Origin of the sequence: Caballeronia sp. NCF2 (assembly GCF_023631205.1) — a bacterium.
Classification (GTDB): domain Bacteria; phylum Pseudomonadota; class Gammaproteobacteria; order Burkholderiales; family Burkholderiaceae; genus Caballeronia; species Caballeronia zhejiangensis.
Genome location: NZ_JALQDN010000001.1, coordinates 126,633 through 145,356 on the forward strand (window position 1 = coordinate 126,633; position 18,724 = coordinate 145,356).

The 18,724-nt window shown below is 63.2% G+C and carries 16 protein-coding genes and 1 tRNA gene; 11 read left to right on the plus strand and 6 right to left on the minus strand.

What is annotated here, in order from left to right:
- The first annotated feature begins 2 nt into the window (after positions 1–2).
- On the plus strand, positions 3–1,385 hold the full coding sequence (gene dbpA / locus NCS02_RS00605) for an ATP-dependent RNA helicase DbpA (protein WP_250522825.1): 1,383 nt from the start codon (positions 3–5) through the stop codon (positions 1,383–1,385).
- A gap of 6 nt (positions 1,386–1,391) precedes the next feature.
- Here dbpA and NCS02_RS00610 read toward each other — a convergent pair whose 3' ends face one another.
- Complete coding sequence (locus tag NCS02_RS00610; RefSeq protein WP_034470744.1) at positions 1,392–2,765, minus strand: MFS transporter; 1,374 nt, start codon at positions 2,763–2,765, stop codon at positions 1,392–1,394.
- Between the two features lie 198 nt (positions 2,766–2,963).
- On the opposite strand from NCS02_RS00610, the gene NCS02_RS00615 reads away from it, so the two are divergent.
- Positions 2,964–3,350 (plus strand): DUF488 domain-containing protein, encoded by a 387-nt coding sequence (locus NCS02_RS00615; RefSeq protein WP_034470746.1) that lies wholly within the window; start codon positions 2,964–2,966, stop codon positions 3,348–3,350.
- A gap of 499 nt (positions 3,351–3,849) precedes the next feature.
- Here NCS02_RS00615 and NCS02_RS00620 read toward each other — a convergent pair.
- Positions 3,850–3,925, minus strand: a tRNA-Lys gene (locus NCS02_RS00620).
- 160 nt (positions 3,926–4,085) lie between these two features.
- On the opposite strand from NCS02_RS00620, the gene NCS02_RS00625 reads away from it, so the two are divergent.
- From NCS02_RS00625 to NCS02_RS00635, 3 genes are read left to right on the plus strand one after another with little or no spacing between them, the layout of a single operon-like run.
- A complete protein-coding gene (locus NCS02_RS00625; RefSeq protein ID WP_250438783.1) occupies positions 4,086–4,493 on the plus strand; it encodes a PaaI family thioesterase in 408 nt (135 codons plus the stop codon).
- An 11-nt stretch (positions 4,494–4,504) separates the two neighbouring features.
- Positions 4,505–5,374 carry a patatin-like phospholipase family protein gene (locus NCS02_RS00630; protein ID WP_250522826.1) on the plus strand — a complete coding sequence of 290 codons (870 nt, stop codon included), beginning with the start codon at positions 4,505–4,507 and terminating at the stop codon, positions 5,372–5,374.
- A 10-nt stretch (positions 5,375–5,384) separates the two neighbouring features.
- Positions 5,385–5,861, plus strand: a complete 477-nt coding sequence (locus tag NCS02_RS00635) for an OsmC family protein (protein ID WP_175979696.1) — start codon at positions 5,385–5,387, stop codon at positions 5,859–5,861.
- 18 nt (positions 5,862–5,879) lie between these two features.
- On the opposite strand, the gene NCS02_RS00640 is transcribed toward NCS02_RS00635, so the two are convergent.
- The gene (locus NCS02_RS00640) at positions 5,880–6,896 is read right to left on the minus strand and encodes a D-2-hydroxyacid dehydrogenase family protein (protein WP_008352199.1); all 1,017 of its coding nucleotides are present in this window, start codon (positions 6,894–6,896) and stop codon (positions 5,880–5,882) included.
- 494 nt (positions 6,897–7,390) lie between these two features.
- On the opposite strand from NCS02_RS00640, the gene NCS02_RS00645 reads away from it, so the two are divergent.
- Positions 7,391–9,262, plus strand: coding sequence for a phosphoenolpyruvate carboxykinase (GTP) (locus NCS02_RS00645; RefSeq protein WP_250480190.1), 1,872 nt, complete (start codon positions 7,391–7,393; stop codon positions 9,260–9,262).
- Positions 9,263–9,602: 340 nt separating this feature from the next.
- The gene (locus tag NCS02_RS00650) at positions 9,603–10,682 is read left to right on the plus strand and encodes a transcriptional regulator GvmR (protein ID WP_008352196.1); all 1,080 of its coding nucleotides are present in this window, start codon (positions 9,603–9,605) and stop codon (positions 10,680–10,682) included.
- Positions 10,683–10,762: 80 nt separating this feature from the next.
- Here the strand turns inward: NCS02_RS00650 and NCS02_RS00655 are convergent, their stop codons facing one another.
- From NCS02_RS00655 to dprA, 3 genes are all read right to left on the minus strand, one after another.
- Positions 10,763–13,408 carry a DNA topoisomerase III gene (locus tag NCS02_RS00655; RefSeq protein ID WP_034470315.1) on the minus strand — a complete coding sequence of 882 codons (2,646 nt, stop codon included), beginning with the start codon at positions 13,406–13,408 and terminating at the stop codon, positions 10,763–10,765.
- A gap of 171 nt (positions 13,409–13,579) precedes the next feature.
- Positions 13,580–13,957 (minus strand): thioredoxin family protein, encoded by a 378-nt coding sequence (locus NCS02_RS00660; RefSeq protein WP_175979698.1) that lies wholly within the window; start codon positions 13,955–13,957, stop codon positions 13,580–13,582.
- Between the two features lie 74 nt (positions 13,958–14,031).
- Positions 14,032–15,243 (minus strand): DNA-processing protein DprA, encoded by a 1,212-nt coding sequence (gene dprA / locus NCS02_RS00665; protein WP_250522827.1) that lies wholly within the window; start codon positions 15,241–15,243, stop codon positions 14,032–14,034.
- 201 nt (positions 15,244–15,444) lie between these two features.
- Here dprA and def point away from each other — a divergent pair, with 201 nt between their 5' ends.
- The 4 genes from def to htpX all read left to right on the plus strand — a co-directional run bounded on the left by def (position 15,445) and on the right by htpX (position 18,623).
- The gene (gene def / locus NCS02_RS00670; RefSeq protein ID WP_008352192.1) at positions 15,445–15,948 is read left to right on the plus strand and encodes a peptide deformylase; all 504 of its coding nucleotides are present in this window, start codon (positions 15,445–15,447) and stop codon (positions 15,946–15,948) included.
- A 3-nt stretch (positions 15,949–15,951) separates the two neighbouring features.
- Positions 15,952–16,920, plus strand: coding sequence for a methionyl-tRNA formyltransferase (gene fmt, locus NCS02_RS00675; RefSeq protein WP_250435413.1), 969 nt, complete (start codon positions 15,952–15,954; stop codon positions 16,918–16,920).
- A gap of 71 nt (positions 16,921–16,991) precedes the next feature.
- Positions 16,992–17,636, plus strand: a complete 645-nt coding sequence (locus NCS02_RS00680; RefSeq protein WP_008352189.1) for a LysE family translocator — start codon at positions 16,992–16,994, stop codon at positions 17,634–17,636.
- Between the two features lie 132 nt (positions 17,637–17,768).
- Positions 17,769–18,623, plus strand: coding sequence for a zinc metalloprotease HtpX (gene htpX / locus NCS02_RS00685; RefSeq protein WP_008352188.1), 855 nt, complete (start codon positions 17,769–17,771; stop codon positions 18,621–18,623).
- Positions 18,624–18,724 lie beyond the last annotated feature (101 nt).

Sequence of the window (18,724 nt, forward strand, 5' to 3'; positions counted from 1 at the left end):
ACATGACCACCGACACCTCTTTCAGCAGCCTGCCGCTCTCGCCGGCGATGCAGTCGAATCTGCAGCAGCTCGGCTATCTGTCGATGACGCCGATCCAGGCCGCGAGCCTGCCGCCGGCGCTCGCGGGCCACGATCTCATCGCGCAGGCGAAAACGGGCAGCGGCAAGACCGCTGCTTTCACGCTGCCGCTGCTCGCCAAACTCGATGCGACCCGCTTCGCGGTGCAAGCGCTCGTTCTCTGTCCGACGCGCGAACTCGCCGATCAGGTCACGCAGGAAATCCGCCGCCTGGCGCGCGCGGAAGAGAACGTGAAAGTGCTGACGCTGTGCGGCGGCACGCCGATGCGCCCGCAGATCGCGAGTCTCGAGCACGGCGCGCATATCATCGTCGGCACGCCGGGACGCATCATGGATCACCTGCAGCGCGAGACGCTTTCGCTCGATGCGGTCCGCACGCTCGTCCTCGACGAAGCGGATCGCATGCTCGACATGGGTTTCTTCGACGATATCGCGTCGGTCGCGCGCCAATGCCCGAAAGATCGTCAGACGCTGCTCTTTTCGGCGACGTATCCGGAAGGCATCGCGAAACTGAGCCAGCAGTTCCTGCGCAATCCGCGCGAAATCAAGCTCCAGGAACAGCACAGCAACGCGAAGATCAAGCAGCGCTTCTATCAGGTCGAGGATCACGAGCGCCTGCATGCCGTCGGCTTGCTGCTCGATCACTATCGCCCGGTCAGTACGATCGCGTTCTGCAACACGAAGCAGCAATGCCGCGATCTGCTCGACGTTCTGTCCGCGCAAGGCTTCGAAGCGCTGACCTTGCACGGCGAACTGGAGCAGCGCGAGCGCGACCAGGTGCTCGTGCAGTTCGCGAATCGCAGTTGCTCGGTGCTCGTCGCCACCGATGTCGCCGCGCGCGGGCTCGACATCGCGCAACTGGAAGCGGTGATCAACGTCGATGTGACGCCGGACCCGGAAGTGCATGTGCATCGCATTGGCCGCACCGGTCGCGGCGATGAGGAAGGCTGGGCGCTGTCGCTCGCGAGCATGGACGAAATGGGGCGCGTCGGCGCGATCGAAGAGGCGCAGCGCGCGGAAGTGGAATGGCATCCGCTCGACGAACTGACGTCGGCGGAACCGGGTCATCTGAAGCCGCCGATGGCGACGCTGCAAATTCTCGGCGGCCGCAAGGACAAGATTCGCCCCGGCGACGTGCTCGGCGCGCTCACCGGCGAAGCGGGCTTCGACGGCAAGCAGATCGGCAAGATCAACGTGATGGACATGGTCACCTACGTGGCCGTCGAGCGAAAGGTCGCGGACGACGCCGTGCGCAAGCTGAGCGCGGGCAAGCTCAAAGGCCGCAAAGTGAAAGTGCGCCGAATGTGAGCGCGCTCACGCCTCGCGCGACGCGTCTCCCACGATACGCTCGGACGACTGTTTGCGCGTGACGAGCCGCAATCCGCTCGCGATGCTTCCCGCGCCCGCGAACGCCGCGCCCAGCGACAACGCGAGCGCCGGGCCATGCTTTCCGGCGATGCTGAAACACAACGCGACGAGCGCCGCGCCCGTCGCTTGTCCGATCAGACGCGACGTCGCGATCATGCCGCTCGCGCCGCCGCTGCGTTCGCGCGGCGCGCTCGACATGAACGCCTTCAGATTCGGCGACTGAAAGAAACCGAAGCCCGCGCCGCAAATCGCCATGCGAATGCAGATCTCCAGCGCATGCGGCTCTGCGGGCAGCATCGCGAGCGAAACCATTCCCACGCATAGAATCGCCAGCCCGACGCCGCCGAGCAGACCGGGCGCGTGACGATCGGAAAGACGTCCGGCGATCGGCGCCATGAGCGCGACGAGCGCGGACCACGGCGTCATCAGAAATCCTGTTTCGACCTGACTGCGACCGAGCACGCTTTCGAAGAAGAACGGCAGCGACACGAACGCGAGCCCTTGCGCGGCGAACGAGCAGATGGCGGTCATCGTCGAAAGGGCGAACATCGGGCGGCGGAAGAGATCGACGGGCAGCATCGGCGCGGGATGGCCGCGTTCGCGTCGCAGCAGCAGGAAGCCCGCGACGAGCGCGACGCCGAAGGACGCGAGCACGGTGTGCGCCGGCGCGCGCTGGGCCGCTTCGCCGAGCGCGAAGATCAGCGACGCGAACGTGACGACGTTGAGGAGCGCCGCGAAACGATCGAAGCCGTGCGCTGCGCGCTTCGTCTGCGGCAGCGACGGCCACGCGATCATCAACGCGAACACGCCGACCGGCAGGTTGACCGCGAAGAGCCACGGCCAGGTGCCGAGCGAGAGGACGATCGACGCGACCGTCGGCCCGATCGCGAACGCGATCCCGACGACGAGCGCATTCAGCCCGACGCCGCGTCCGAGCCGGTGCGGCGGAAAAATCGCGCTGATGAGCGCCGCGTTGACGCTCATGATCGCGCTCGCGCCGAGGCCTTGCAGCAGGCGCGCGGCGACGAGCGTCGGCAGCGACCACGAAAACGCGCATACCGCCGACGCGATCAGAAACACGATCAGCCCGCCGAGATAGACGCGCCGATGCCCGAGAATGCCGCCAAGCGCGGCGAACGGGAGCAGCGTCGCGACCATCGCGAGCTGATAGGCGTTGATGATCCAGACGGAGGCCGCGGGCGTCGTGTGCAGATCGGCGGCGATCGCGGGCAGCGCGGTATTGGCGATGGCGGTGTCGAGCGTCGCCAGCGCGACCGAGAGCAGGATCGCGGCCATGCCGCGGCGCTCGAGCGGGGTCATCGGGGCGTCGGGGTCGTGAGGCAGGTCTTGCGAGCGTTCTTCGGTGGGCACGACGGGCATTCCGGATGTAAGCGGACGGAGAATAATCCGAAACGATACGGGAAGATTCGCGGTTTCGCTGGATGGGTGCCCGGGAGCTTTCAAAGCGATGTCAGCGGTTATGCTTTTACGGCTTTGGTTCATCGAAGGAGACCGATGATGACGATACGGATCGTGAGACTGGGAACGCCGCGCGCGGAGAACGAGGGATTGCGGATCGGCACGGTGCGGCGGCCGCCGCGCGGCGTGCCGAAGGCCGAGTTCGCGAAGCGCGATTTTTATGACGTGTGGTATCCGGTGCTAGCGCCGACGCCGGAACTGGTGACGCAGGCGCTTCATGCCGAGAACGACAAGGATTGGCGCGCGTTCGTGAAGAAGTTCAAAGCGGAGATGGCTGAGTCGGATGCGAGCAAGACGCTCGATTTGCTGGCGGCGTTGTCGCATACCGCGAACTTTTCGGTCGGGTGTTATTGCGAGGATGAGGCGCGGTGTCATCGCTCGGTGTTGCGGGAGTTGTTGCAGGCGCGCGGGGCGGAGGTGGTTTGAGAGTCCGATAACTCCAGAGCCGGAGTCTATAATTCGGCTTCAAGTGAGCGCCCGCGGCTGGGCGGGCGCGTCGGCAATCTGATTCGGATGTCTGAATTCAACCCGAACGGATGTCGCGATGGGGCAAGTAGTTAGTAGTGCATCGACAAGCGAGAGGATCTCATCGCAAATCTTGAAGCCAACTGCGTTCCGGTCTCCATGCTGTATGGAAATGTCGACGAATATGACGTCTTTCTGGAGGAGCGTCGAAAGTTGATGGCCCTCAAGATCAAGGCCTGGTTCGAAGTGCTTTGAGAATTGTCGACGCGTAGGTTGTCGGCGAGGTGTATGCGACAACTGACAAACGAAATCAACCCGGTTGGAGGTCGCTACGTTCGGCCGGGTTTGCGATGCACTGCGCGCGCGACGGTCGTTGCATGAGAAAGACGCCGTGCTGATCCGACGCGCACGAAAAGCAAAAAGCCCGGTCAGCTTTCGCTAACCGGGCTTCGGAATTCTTTGGTGGGGCGTGAGTGACTCGAACACTCGACCTACGGATTAAGAGTCCGCTGCTCTACCAACTGAGCTAACGCCCCAACAGAAGCGAAATTATAGCGGGAGCTTTTGCAGAAGCGCAAGCCCTCGCAGCGAAAATTCTTAACTTTCTGACGAAACCGTCCCTGAAGGGCGTCTGCGAGCGCGCGACGCCCCGGTATCATGACGCATCTTCAGCCACCGCATCGCGAAAGAAGAACCATGGACGAAACCGCCATCCGCGCCTTGCTCGACGACATCCTCGCGCCGTGGGTCAAGGAACTGCGCCTCGCGCCCGAATCCATCGCCGAAAACGCCGTCACGCTGCGCTTGCCGTATTCGGATCATCTGCGTCACGCGGGCGGCGTCATCTGTGGGCAAGTTTTCATGGCCGCCGCCGACACCGCGATGGTCATCGCCGTCTCGCACATTCTCGGCGGGTTCCAGCCGATGACCACCGTCTCCCTCAACACCACATTCATGCGCCCGGTCAAAACCGGCGACGTGCTGATCACCGCGCACATCCAGCGCCGCGGCCGCAATCTCGTCTTCGGCGAAATCGAGATGCACGACGAACAAGGCGAACTCGCCGCGCACGCCACGACTACCTACGCGCTCATCAACAAGTGAACGACAAATAAATGTTCGACCAAGTCGTATTCGCCGGCGGCGGAAACCGCTGCTGGTGGCAAGCCGGCTTCTGGGACGTCATCCAGCCGGAACTGGATCTCAGGCCGCGCATCATCGCGGGCATATCGGCGGGCGCGGCCACGGCGTGCATGCTCTACACGAACCAGTCGCGCTGGGTGATGGACTACTATGCCCACGCCCTGCGCGACAACACGCGCAACGCCTACTGGGGCAACCTGCTGCGCGGCCGATCGGTGTTTCCGCACTACCGCATCTATCGCCAGGCGCTGCTCGACATCTTCGCGAACCGCTTCCACGAACTCGCGTCGGCGCCCGAGATCCGCATCGGCGTGTCGCATCTGCCGCGCTGGCTCGGCGCGCGCAGCGCGGTCGCGGCGGGCCTCATCGCGTACAACATCGAAAAATACGTGCGCAAGACGCTGCATCCGACGCTCGGCCAGGCGCTCGGCTTTCATCCGGAATTCGTGAAGGCGCAGGAATGCGCGACGATCGAAGATCTCGCCGATCTCATCCTGCAATCGTCGAGCACGCCGCCGTTCACGCCGATCCTCCGGCGCAACGGCCGCCCGGTTCTCGATGGCGGCATGGTCGACAACGTGCCCGTCTCCGCGCTCGATCCATCGCCGGGACTCGTCCTCGTGATGGTCACGCGCCTCTATCCGCGCGAGCGCATGTTCGTCGTGCCGCACGGCGAGCAGAAGCGCCTTTACATCCAGCCGTCGCGCAAAGTGCCGATTTCGAGCTGGGACTATACGAGTCCGGCGCAAATGCAAAATGCTTATGATCTGGGCCGCGCGGACGGCGAAGACTTCCTGGAACGTCTTCCGCGCCTGATGGAAACCGCTTCGCATCTCGCTTGAGGAGCAGACCGTGGCGAAGAAACACACGTACGAACTGACCGTCGACTGGACCGGCAATCTCGGTTCCGGCACATCGGCTTACGACGCGTATTCGCGCGATCACCTCGTGCGCGTCGGCACGAAGACGGCGATCGAGGCGTCGAGCGATCCGGCGTTTCGCGGCGATCCCGCGCGTCACAATCCCGAAGAGTTGTTCGTGGCGTCGCTCTCGTCGTGCCACATGCTCTGGTATCTGCACTTGTGCGCGACGAACAAGATCGCGGTGACCGGTTATGTCGATGAAGCCATCGGCACGATGCAGGAGGAATCGAAGGGCGACGGACGTTTCGTCGATGTGCTGCTGCGTCCGAAGGTGACGATCGGCGCGGGCAGCGACGCCGGTCTCGCGGCGCGCCTGCACGAAGAGGCGCACCGCTTTTGCTTCATCGCGAACTCGGTGAATTTTCCGGTGCGCTGCGAGCCGTCGATCGAAATGTCGACGCTCTGATCTTCGCCGCGACGAAACTCAACGGCGGCGCGCGTGGTGAAGCGCTTCCTTGTTGAAAACGCTCGAGGTATCGCCCGCATCGAACGCGAGGATGTTCCTGAACGCCGCGCCGAAATACAGCTCGTAACTCTCGCGCTCCACATAGCCGATGTGCGGCGTGCAGATCACGTTCTCCAGACGCAGCAGGCCGTAGCCTTGCAGAATCGGCTCACTTTCGAACACATCGACGGCGACCATGCCCGGCCGGTTGTGGTGCAGCGAGTTGAGCAGCGCGTTCTCTTCGAGCAGTTCGGCGCGGCTCGTGTTGACGAACAGCGCGGTCGGCTTCATACGCATCAGATCGTCCTGCTTGACGATGCCAGTCGTCTCGTCCGTCAGACGCAGATGCAGCGTGAGGACGTCGCTCTGTTCGAAAAGCGCCTCGCGGCTTTCGGCGACCGCGAATCCATCTTCGCGCGCGGCGCTTGCCGAATGCTCCCGTCCGTAGACGAGCACGTTCATGCCGAACGCTTTGCCGTAGCCCGCGACGAGCTTGCCGATCTTGCCGTAGCCCCAGATGCCGAGCGTCTGTCCGCGCAACACTTGGCCCAAGCCGAAATTCGGCGGCAGCGCCGATGTCTTCAACCCCGACTGCTGCCACGCGCCTTGCTTCAGGTTTGCGACGTACTGCGGAATGCGCCGCTGCGCCGACATGATGAGCGCCCACGTCAGTTCGGCGGGTGCGATCGGCGAACCTGTGCCTTCGAGCACTGCGATGCCGCGTTCCGTACACGCATCGATATCGATATGCCCGCCGCCCGCGCGTCCCGTCTGGCTGATCATGCGCAGTTTCGGACATTTGTCGAGCAGTTGCGAGCTGATGCGCGTGCGTTCGCGAATCAGCACGAGCGCGTCCACTTCCGAGAGTCTGCTGGCCAACTGTCCGAGACCACGCACCGTGTTATTGAAGACCTTCACCTCATGGTCATCGAGCAGATGGAAGCAATCGAGCTTCCGGACGGCATCCTGGTAGTCGTCGAGAATGGCGATTTTCATGGGCATTGGGTGGCTTTTGTTAGGCATCAAACGTGCTGCTTTTTAATCGAAGGCGAGAATGTAGCGTTAAATTCGGGTAAATACCGATAAATTGCGCTCTATTCGTCGTTATTGCGCTGCATCAACGAGTTCATGCAATGCAGTGTTATGCTTGACTCCCATTTTTCAGGAGCCTCGTCAGGCCGCGCCAAAATAAAGAAATTCGGCACAAGTAGCGGAAAACACGATGATCCGCGAGGAGACAGGCCACTTAGTATCTCTTTTTAACAGTTTGTTCCTTTGCGACGCAAGCCGCGAAAAGGTACGGTTTGCTGCGTAAGGATTCATGCCCGTGACGCCGCATTGGCTCGCGAACCGCATTTCATGCGATGAAAGCGCGTAAAGCAGCGCTGCAAAATTCATGAAAGCGCCCGGCGGTTCGAGTCGCACACGCCTCTCGCATGCAGCGTCAGTGGGGCCATTGGTTTTCATTGCAGAAGAACGGAGACAGCTCGATGAACCAGCCCGCAGTAGTCGAAGACAACCATAAAAACGCCGTCGAAATCGAAGCGCCGGCCTATGTCCGGCACCGAAGACTCATCGAATGGGTCCAGCAAATCGCGGCCCTGACCAAGCCGGATCGCATCGAATGGTGCGACGGGTCGCAGGAAGAATACGATCGGCTCTGCCAGCAGATGGTCGAAGCCGGCACGATGAAGAAGCTCAATCCCGAGAAGCGCCCGAATTCCTTCCTCGCCTGCTCGGATCCCTCGGACGTGGCGCGCGTCGAAGATCGCACGTTCATCTGCTCGCAGCGGCGCGAAGACGCCGGCCCCACGAATAACTGGATCGATCCGCAGGAAATGCGCGTCACGCTCGACGGCCTGTTCGACGGGTCCATGCGCGGCCGCACGATGTATGTCGTGCCGTTCTCGATGGGCCCGCTCGGCTCGCCGATCGCGCATATCGGCGTGGAATTGTCGGACAGCCCGTATGTCGTGACGAACATGCGCATCATGACGCGCATGGGACGCGCCGTGTACGACGTGTTGGGCGAGAACGGCGAGTTCGTGCCGTGCGTGCATTCCGTCGGTGCGCCGCTCGCCGATGGGCGCAAGGACGTGCCTTGGCCGTGCAACGACACGAAGTACATCGTCCATTTTCCCGAAAAGCGCGAAATCTGGAGTTTCGGCTCGGGATACGGCGGCAACGCGCTGCTCGGCAAGAAATGCTTCGCGCTGCGCATCGCCTCGACGATGGGCCGCGACGAAGGCTGGCTCGCCGAGCACATGCTGATTCTCGGCGTGACCTCGCCGCAGGGGCGCAAGTATCACGTCGCGGCGGCGTTTCCGTCGGCGTGTGGCAAGACCAACTTCGCGATGCTGATTCCGCCGAGCGACCTGAACGGCTGGAAGGTCACGACCATCGGCGACGACATCGCGTGGATCAAGCCGGGCCGCGACGGGCGTCTCTACGCAATCAATCCGGAAGCGGGCTATTTCGGCGTCGCGCCCGGCACGAGCGAAAAGACCAACTTCAACGCGATGGCCACGTTGAAGGAAAACGTGATCTTCACGAACGTCGCGCTGACCGACGACGGCGATGTCTGGTGGGAAGGCATGACCGACACGCCGCCCGCGCATCTGATCGACTGGCAGGGCCGCGACTGGACGCCGGCAATCGCGAAGGAAACCGGCGCGAAAGCCGCGCATCCGAACGCGCGCTTCACCGCGCCGGCGTCGCAATGTCCGTCGATCGATGCCGATTGGGAAAATCCGGCTGGCGTGCCGATCGATGCGTTCATCTTCGGCGGACGCCGCTCCAACACCGTGCCGCTCGTCACTGAAGCGCGCGACTGGAAGGAAGGCGTCTACATGGCCGCGACGATGGGCTCCGAAACCACCGCCGCCGCCGCGGGGCAACAAGGCGTCGTGCGCCGAGATCCGTTCGCGATGCTGCCGTTCTGCGGCTACAACATGGCCGATTATTTCGGCCACTGGCTGAAAATGGGCGAGCGCCTCGAAGCGACGAACGCGAAAGCGCCGAAGTTCTTCTGCGTCAACTGGTTCCGCAAGGGCGACGACGGCAAGTTCGTTTGGCCGGGCTTCGGCGAAAACATGCGCGTGCTGAACTGGATGATCGGCCGTATCGAAGGCACCGCGAAGGGCGAGGAGCACGCGTTCGGCATTTCGCCGCGCTACGAGGACATCGACTGGGGCGCGCTCGGCTTCTCGCGCGAGCAGTTCGAGCAGGTCATCTCCGTCAGCGATGCCGCCTGGCGCGACGAACTCGCGCTCCACGACGAGCTTTTTTCGAAGCTCAAGCACGGTTTGCCGGAAGCTTTGCCGGACGCCAAGGCCGGTATGGAGAAGCGCCTCGCCGCATAAGCGCCGCATCCGGCGCGCTCGCGCGCCGGATTTATATCGAAAACTGAATCAATCCCTTTTTATCGGACCCGCAGCGACGGACCCGATTTGCTCCTCGCGTACACCGCCGAAATTGACGCGGCAAGTGCTTTCAAAATTCCATCAATCGGATTGCACTGATCTTGGTGTTGTGCAAATCGCAACAATCGGTGATCTTTCATCCGCGTAACGCGCCTAACATCCAGATTTTTTTCGATTTTTTTGTGCTTCCGGGCAACTTCTGCACAAAAACGCCGGTCCTAGGATAATCCTGAATTGCTTTGCAGCAGAATTCGAGCCGTCTAGCGGCAGGAGTTGTCTTATGGATCATTTGCAGTCGATGAGAGTATTCGTCCGCGTCGCGGATCTCGGGAGTTTCGCCCGTGCCGCAAGCGCGATGGACATCTCCAATGCGGTGGCTACGCGGCACGTCGCGGACCTGGAAGGACGCCTCGGCACGCGCTTGCTCAACCGCACGACGCGCAGCCTCTCGCTCACCGAGTCCGGCCAGGTTTATCTGGAGCGGGCGCGGCAAATCCTCGACGAACTGGAAGACGTCGAACAAATGGTGGTGGCGCGCAATCACGAACCGCTCGGTTCGCTCAGGATCGTCGCGCCCGTCGTGTTCGGTCTGCATAATCTCGCGCCCGTGTTACAGACGTATGCGCAGCGTTATCCGAAAGTCGTGCCGGACGTGACGCTGGTGGATCGTCAGGTCGATTTGGTCGAGGAAGGCTTCGATGTCGGCATCGTGATCGCGCGGCAGGTGAAAAGCGCAAGCGTCGTCACGCGGCGTCTGACGACGGGCTGCATGACTGTCTGCGCGACACCCGCGTATCTCGAAACGCACGGCACGCCGACGCGCCCCGAGCATCTGCTCGAACATCCGTGCCTGAGCTTGCCGTCGGAATACTGGGGCGACGAGCGCGTGTTCACCGGTCCGGAAGGCGAAGTGCGTGTGCGGCCGCAGAACGTGATCATCGCGAACAACACGGAGATGCTGCGGCAGTTCGCGCTGCTCGGCATGGGCATCGCGATCTTGCCGAGCTATCTGATCGGCAACGACACGACGCGCGGCCAGCTCGTGCGTCTGCTCGGCGACTATCAATTGCCGCAGGTCGAGATCAACGTCGCGTATCCGAGCCGCCGTCATTTGCCGGCGAAGGTCCGGACGTTCATCGATCACCTCGTCGAGCATTTCAGCCAGACGCCGAATCATCAACTCGGCGAGCAGTGGATTCGCGATGGCCGCGGCAGGCCGGTGGCGCATTCGCACTACGAGCACGCCGACGAACCGGCGACGCCCGCGCCGCGCGCGCGCCCGATCGACGGCGAGCTCGCGCCGAAGCTATCGAAACCGTCGCGTACGCGAGGGCGTGTGCCGGCGGCATCGCCTTTCTGAAAGGCTCGCGCCAGCCGCAAATAAAAAACCCCCGCGACGTTTCTCGCGGGGGTTTTCTTTCTGACGGACTCCGAGAACGATCAGCTCGTCTTCTTCGCCGGAGCTTTCTTCGCTGCCGCCTTCTTCGCGGGCGCTTTCTTGGCTGCAGTCTTCGCGGACGTGGTCTTGGCGGCGACTGCGACATCGCTGTCGCCGTTGTCGTCGCCGCTGTCGGCTTGAGCTTCCGCTGTCGCGCCGCGCTTCGCCGCCGTCTTCGCGCCCGGTTTGGCCTCTTTCTTCTCGAATTCGAAGCCGATCTTGCCATCCGGCTGCTTCACGAGGAATGCCTTGAAGTTGCGTCCGGTGCGCGACGACTTGAAGTTCGTCAGCAGATCGGTGCGGCCCGCGCCCAGCAGCTTTTCCATCTGTTCGCGGGTGATTTCCTGCTGAAGGATCACCTTGCCGGAGCGGAAGTCGCAAGTCTTCGGATTCGACACCGAGTTTTCGCACACATAGCTCATGCCGTGTTCGAACACGCGCGACTGGCATTTCGGACATGCGCCGACCGGCGTCTGCTCGGAGAAATCGGGCGGTTCGCCGTCTTCGCCGCCGGAATCCTGACCGAAGTCGAATTCGAGCTTGTAGTTCTTGATTTCGTCGTCCAACGCGAGCTTGAGGATCGCCGAGAACGGACGGCCCATCTTGCTGCGAAAGCCCGACAGCGGCCCGATGGTCTTCTCGCGCAGCAATTCCTCGACTTCAGGAATCTCGAACTGACGTCCGCCCGGAATCTTCGAAATCGAAAACTCGCACTTCGTGCACGCGAACCGGCGATAGTTCTCCTTCACCTGCGCGCCGCAATTCGGACACGGCGTTTCGAGCGTCGCGTAATCGCCGGGGATCGTGTCGGAGTCGTACTCTTTCGCGCGTTTGACGATGGTTTGCGTCATGCGCGCGATTTCCTGCATGAACGCATCGCGATGCAGGTTGCCGCGCTCCATCTGCGAAAGCTTGTGCTCCCACTGGCCCGTCAATTCGGGCGCGGTGAGCTCCTCGACGCCGAGACCGCGCAGCAAGGTCATCAACTGGAATGCCTTGGCCGTCGGGATCAGCTCGCGGCCTTCGCGCACCATGTACTTCTCGCCGAGCAGACCTTCGATGATCGCCGCGCGCGTCGCCGGCGTGCCGAGACCTTTCGCGGCCATCGCGTCGCGCAGTTCCTCGTCTTCGACGAGCTTGCCCGCGCCTTCCATTGCCGAAAGCAGCGACGCCTCGTTGTAGCGCGCGGGCGGCTTGGTCACGAGACCGTGCGCCTCGACCTTTTCGACATCGACCTTTTCGTCCTTCTGCACCGGCACGAGATTGCCTTCCTCGCCCGCGGCTTCGCGGCCGTAGACCTGCAGCCAGCCGGGCTCGACCAGCACCTTGCCTTCCGTCTTGAAGTGATGCCCGGAAACTTCGGTGATGCGCGTCGTCACGAGATATTCGGCCGCCGGGAAAAACACCGACAGGAAGCGCTTGACGACGAGGTCATACAGCTTCTGCTCGGGCTCGGACAGCGCTTTGGGCGCCTGCAGCGTCGGGATGATGGCGAAGTGGTCGCTGATCTTCGAATTGTCGAAGATGCGCTTGTTCGGCTTCACCCAGCCCTTGTCGAGCACCTGCTTCGCGAACGGCAGATAGTTGTTGCTCTCCTTGAGCATGGTCATCGTGTCTTTGACCGTGTTCAGGTAGTCCTCGGGCAGCGCGCGCGCGTCGGTACGCGGATAGGTGAGAACCTTGTGCTTTTCGTACAGCGCTTGCGCGAGGCCGAGCGTGTTCTTCGCCGAAAAGCCGAAGCGGCTGTTGGCTTCGCGCTGCAAGCTGGTCAGATCGAACAGCAGCGGCGACATTTGCGTCGACGGCTTCGATTCCTCGGTCACGGTGCCGGTCTTGCCGCGGCACGCCGCGACGATGGATTCCGCCGCCGGCAGGCTCCACAGGCGCGAATCGCGCTGCTCCGGATCGTTTTCGACGCGCTTGAACTTCGGATCGAACCAGCGGCCTTCGTACAGGCCCTTCGCGGCGATGAACTCGGCGCGCACTTCCCAGTAATCGCGCGGCACGAATCGCCGAATCTTCTCTTCGCGTTCGACGACGATCGACAACGTTGGCGTCTGAACGCGGCCGACGGTCGTCAGGAAGAAACCGCCGCCCTTGCTGTTGAACGCGGTCATCGCGCGCGTGCCGTTGATGCCGACGAGCCAGTCCGCTTCCGAGCGGCAGCGTGCGGCGTCGGCGAGCGGCTGCATGTCGGCGTCGCTGCGCAGGTTCGCGAAGCCTTCGCGGATCGCGGCGGGCGTCATCGACTGCAGCCACAGGCGCTGGACCGGCTGCTTCGCCTTCGCATGCTGCGCGATCAGACGGAAAATCAGCTCGCCCTCGCGCCCCGCGTCGCATGCGTTGATGAGGCGGTCGATATCTTTTCGCTTCATCAGCTTCGTCAGCACCTTGAGGCGCGACTCGCTTTTCGCGATGGGATTCAGGTCGAAATGCGGCGGAATGACCGGCAGATTGGCGAAGCTCCATTTGCCGCGCTTGACGTCGTACTCCTCGGGCGCCGCGATCTCGAGCAGATGGCCGACCGCGGACGAGAGCACGTAGTCGTCGCTCTCGTAGTACTCGTCATGCTTGGTGAAGCCGCCCAGCGCACGCGCGATGTCGTTCGCGACGGAAGGCTTCTCAGCGATGATCAGGGCTTTGGACATGACTCAAAAGGGTTGGTAACTGGCAGCGGCCCGGTTTGGACTGCTTTAACGACCGCTTTATAGCACACGCTTTGCGCGGCGGGCGCCGAACCGCGAATCCGGGCGTTTCGATATCCGGCCCGCGAAGCGCGTTGCGAGAGACGCGAAAGGTGCGTTTCGCGGGCGTCGCAATCAGGCCGTAGCAAGCGCCGGGCGCAGTTTCGGCGCACCGACCATGCCCGGCAGCGCGGTCAGATCGGTGAGCATCCGGTCGACGATGGAAGCCTGCGGCAGAACCGTGCCGAAGAATCGCGTCGTGACCGAGTCCTCGATCAGGATGGTAGGAAAATTTTCCACGTCGAGATCGTCGAAACGGTCGGCGTGATTCTCGATGTCGATCCACGCGAAGCAGACGTCCGGATGCGCGTCCGCCAGCTTGTCGAACCCTTCGCGATACTCGCGGCACGTTCCGCACCATTCCGCGCACAGGCAGGCGACGAACAGCGTGCCGGGCACGGCGATGCGTTCCGCGATGAGATCGGCGTCGGTATCGAGATTCAGCGCGGACATGACGGGTGCGAGATCCTTATTGGTATCGGCTGCGGGGACGGCTCATTTTTCCGCGAATGTAGCACGACGAGGAATCACGAGCGCTGCACCGCCGCGTAGCGACCGCCCGCGAGCGCGGCCACCTGGCCCGACAATTCGAGCTGCAGCAGCGCGCCTTGCAACGCCGCCCCGTCCAGATCGGTGCGCGTCGCGAGGATTTCAAGCGTCGCGGGCGCATGGCCGAGCGCGCCGAGCACGCGCGCGGCATCGGCGTTCATCGGCGTGTCGTGCAATGCCGCCGATGCCCACGATGCGCTCACCGGCCGCAGCCTCCCGCGCTTTGCCGCCGACCCCGCCGCGCTTGCCTGCGCCGACGAGAAACCGAACTCTTCGAGCACTTCTTCCGGCGTTTCGACGAGCTTCGCGCCCTCCTTTATCAGCCGATGACAACCCTGCGAAAGCGGCGCGTGGACGGAGCCAGGCATCGCAAAAACATCGCGCCCCATTTCGTTGGCGAGCCGCGCGGTGATGAGCGAGCCGGAGCGCATCGCGGCTTCGACGATCAGCACGCCGCCCGACAATCCCGCGATCAGCCGGTTGCGCTGTGGGAAGTTGGCGGAGCGCGCGGGCGTGCCGAGCGGCCATTCGGAGAGCATCGCGCCGTCGCGGGCGATTTCGTGCGCGAGCGTGTGATGCGCGGCGGGATACACGAGATCGGCGCCCGTGCCGATGACCGACACCGTGCCGGTCGCGCCCTCCAGCGCTCCGCGATGCGCGGACGCATCGATGCCGAGCGCGAGCCCCGACACGACCGCAAGTCCCGCATCCGACAGCACGCGGGCGAAGCGGCGCGCGTCCTCCAGACCTTGCGGCGTCGCATGCCGGCTGCCGACGATGGCCACCGCGCGCGCCTGCAGCAGATCGAGCCGGCCCTTCGCATAGAGCAACGGCGGCGGATCGGGCATCGTCAGCAGCGCTTGCGGATAGGCGGCGTCGGCGAGCGTCAGGACGTGGTTGCCCGGTTCGGATGCCCACGCCAAAGCCGCTTCAATATAGTGGTCGAACGAAACGCCTTCGATGTCCGCGGGTGGCGCGAGCACGGCTTCGGCTGTGCGGGCGTCGGTGGTTTCCGCGAGCGTCGCAAAACTCTCCGACAAAACCTCGCGCGGACCGCCGAAAGTACCGAGCAACGTGCGCAGCGCGAGCGGGCGCAGCTCTTTGGCGTGCGCGAGCCGCAGCCAGGCGCGCAGTTCGTCGGCATCGAGTGGGGAGGCGGCTTCCTCGGTCGGCAGGTCGGCGGTCGTCATGTTAAGATTTTTGATCCGGAATAGATAAAGAAAGGTCGCTCAGGCACGTTTGAAAGCCCGCAGCGACGCCCATCGGCCGCTTGCCGGCGGCGTTGAATCCACTGGATTCACCCGCATATCTTCGGCATGCCGCCCCATTACCCGCAACCTGGCCGAATGGCCGATTTACACGCGTCGCGGCGCGCGTAGACAATCCGAATCATGGCTCTGCTCAAGATACTCAACTACCCGGACAAGCGTCTGAACAAGGTGGCGAAACCTGTCGCCGTGGTCGACGACCGCATCCGCAAGCTCGTCGCCGACATGGCCGAGACGATGTACGCCGCGCCCGGCGTCGGCCTTGCCGCGACGCAGGTGGATGTGCACGAGCGCGTGATCGTGATCGACGTCTCGGACGCGCACGACCAGCTGATGGTCTTCATCAACCCTGAGCTCGTCTGGACGAGCGAGCAGAAGAAGGAATGGGAAGAGGGCTGTCTTTCGGTGCCGGGCATTTACGACTTCGTCGAGCGCCCTGACAAGGTGCGCGTGAAGGCGCTGAACGAGAAGGGCGAAACCTTCGAGCTCGATTGCGACGGCTTGCTCGCGGTGTGCATCCAGCACGAGATGGATCATCTGGCTGGCCACGTTTTCGTGGAATATCTGTCGACGCTTAAGCAGACGCGCATTCGCGGCAAGATGAAAAAGCTGGAAAAGGCGCTGTAACCGATGACTCAATCGCTGCGCGTGGTTTTCGCCGGTACGCCGGAATTCGCTGCCGCCGCGCTCGCGGCCATTCACGCAGCCGGTTTTTCCGTGCCGCTGGTTTTGACGCAGCCCGACCGGCCCGCCGGACGCGGCATGAAGCTGACCGCGAGCGCGGTCAAGCGCTTCGCCGTCGAGCATGGTCTGAAGGTCGCGCAGCCAACGTCGCTGCGTCGCGCGGGCAAGTATCCGCAGGAAGCGGCGGAAGCCATCGATTTGCTGAAGGCCACGCCGCACGACGTGATGGTCGTTGCCGCATACGGGCTGATCCTGCCGCAGGAGGTGCTCGATATTCCGCCGCGCGGCGCCATCAACATTCACGCTTCGCTGTTGCCGCGCTGGCGTGGCGCGGCGCCGATCCATCGCGCGATCGAAGCGGGCGACGCAGAAACCGGCATCACGCTGATGCAGATGGACGCCGGCCTCGACACCGGCGCGATGATCCGTGAGGCGCGCACGCCGATTCTCGCCGACGACACGACCGCCACGCTGCACGACAGGCTCGCGCAGATGGGCGCGGAGTTGATCGTCGCCGCGCTGCGCGATCTCGAACGCGATGGCGCATTGCCGTCCACGCCGCAGCCGGACGAAGGCACGACCTACGCGGAAAAGATCGCGAAGAACGAAGCCGCGCTCGACTGGCGTCGTCCGGCGGAAGAGCTCGCGCGCCAGATTCGCGCGTTCGATCCGTTTCCCGGCGCGTTCGGCACGCTCGACGGTGCGCCGATCAAGATCTGGGCGGCGCAACCGGTCGACGGTGCGGGCGAACCGGGCGCCATCGCCGATGTTTCCCCGGACGGTATCGTCGTTATGTGCGGCAGCGGCGCGCTCAAACTCACGCAACTTCAGAAACCGGGCGGCAAGCGCTTGCCCGCGCGGGAATTTCTCGCGGGCGCGCCGCTCGCGAAGGGCCAGCGTTTCACGCTGCAGTGAAGGACGGCAGGACAGACGCAGCGCTAAAATAAATCGTTGTCAACGCGCGCCTGTCTGTCTGGAGTTTTTCGATGCTCGGCATTACCGGTTTCACCTTCTTTCTCGTCGCCGTCTTTCTTCTAAACGTCACGCCCGGCCCCGATACGGCTTACATCGTCGGACGCAGCGTCGCTCAAGGACGCGGCGCGGGCATCGTTTCGGCGCTCGGGATTTCCGCTGGCTGCATCGTCCATACGCTCGCGTGCGCCTTCGGGTTGACGGCGATTCTCGCTGCATCGGCGACGGCGTTCACGGTCATCAAGATTGCCGGCGCGATTTATCTGATTTATCTCGGCGTGCGCCTCATTTTCGCGAAGCACGACGACACCGAAACCGCGCGCGAGACGCAAAACGAAAAAGCCACGCCGAAATCGCTCGGCCAGCTTTTCGCGCAAGGCTTCGTCACGAACGTGCTGAATCCGAAGGTCGTGTTGTTCTTCGTGTCGTTCTTTCCGCAGTTCGTCGCCGCCGACAGCCAGCACAAGACGCTCGCGTTTCTCGCGCTCGGGGTCGTGTTCATCGCGATGAGCACGGTCTGGAACAGCTTCGTCGCGTGGATCGCGGGCAGCGTCACCGAGCGCTTCGCGGGCAAATCGGGCGTGAAGAAGTGGCTGGATCGCGGGGTCGGCAGCGCGTTCGTCGGACTCGGTATCAAACTCGCGACGACGCATCGATAAATCGCGCAATCTCGGATTGAATTATTGCCGGCTGCCACTATCTAACATTTTGCTTACAATTGTCGTCCCGGTCATGTTGGCCGGGGCAACCGCGCACTTCGCGCACTGCATACAGGGAGAGGAGCTCCGGACATGTTCAACTGGGTCAAAACCGCGATGCTGATGGCTGCGATCACGGCCCTCTTTGTCGTGATCGGCGGAATGATCGGCGGATCGAAGGGCATGATGCTCGCGCTGATCGTCGCGCTCGGCATGAATTTCTTTTCGTACTGGTTCTCGGACAAGATGGTCTTGCGCATGTACAACGCGCAGGAGGTCGACGAAACCACCGCGCCGCAGTTTTATCGCATGGTGCGCGAGCTCGCGACGCGCGCTCAATTGCCGATGCCGCGCGTCTATCTGATCAACGAAGACGCGCCGAACGCGTTCGCCACGGGCCGCAATCCCGAGCACGCGGCGGTCGCGGCGACCACGGGCATTTTGCGCGTGCTGTCCGAGCGTGAAATGCGCGGCGTGATGGCGCACGAACTGGCGCACGTGAAGCACCGCGACATCCTCATCTCGACCATCTCCGCGACGATGGCCGGCGCGATCTCGGCGCTCGCGAACTTCGCGATGTTCTTCGGCGGTCGCGACGACGAAGGTCGTCCGGCAAATCCCATCGCGAGCATTCTGGTGGCGATTCTCGCCCCGATCGCGGGTGCGCTGATCCAGATGGCGATTTCCCGCGCGCGCGAATTCGAAGCCGATCGCGGCGGCGCGGAAATTTCGGGCGATCCGCAAGCGCTCGCGAGTGCGCTCGAGAAGATTCACGCATACGCGACCGGCGTGCCGTTCCCGACCGCCGAGCAGCATCCGGCGACTGCGCAGATGATGATCATGAATCCGCTGTCGGGCGGCGGCATCGCGAATCTGTTCTCGACGCACCCGGCGACCGAAGAGCGCGTCGCCCGCCTGATGGAAATGGCGCGCACCGGCCGCTTCTAAAACCTGCAACGTCGTAAAGCAAGGCCGTTCCGGTTACGCCGGAGCGGCCTTTTTCCTGTTCGGCCGCCGCCGTCCGGGCGCGCAATTCCCGCACGTTACAA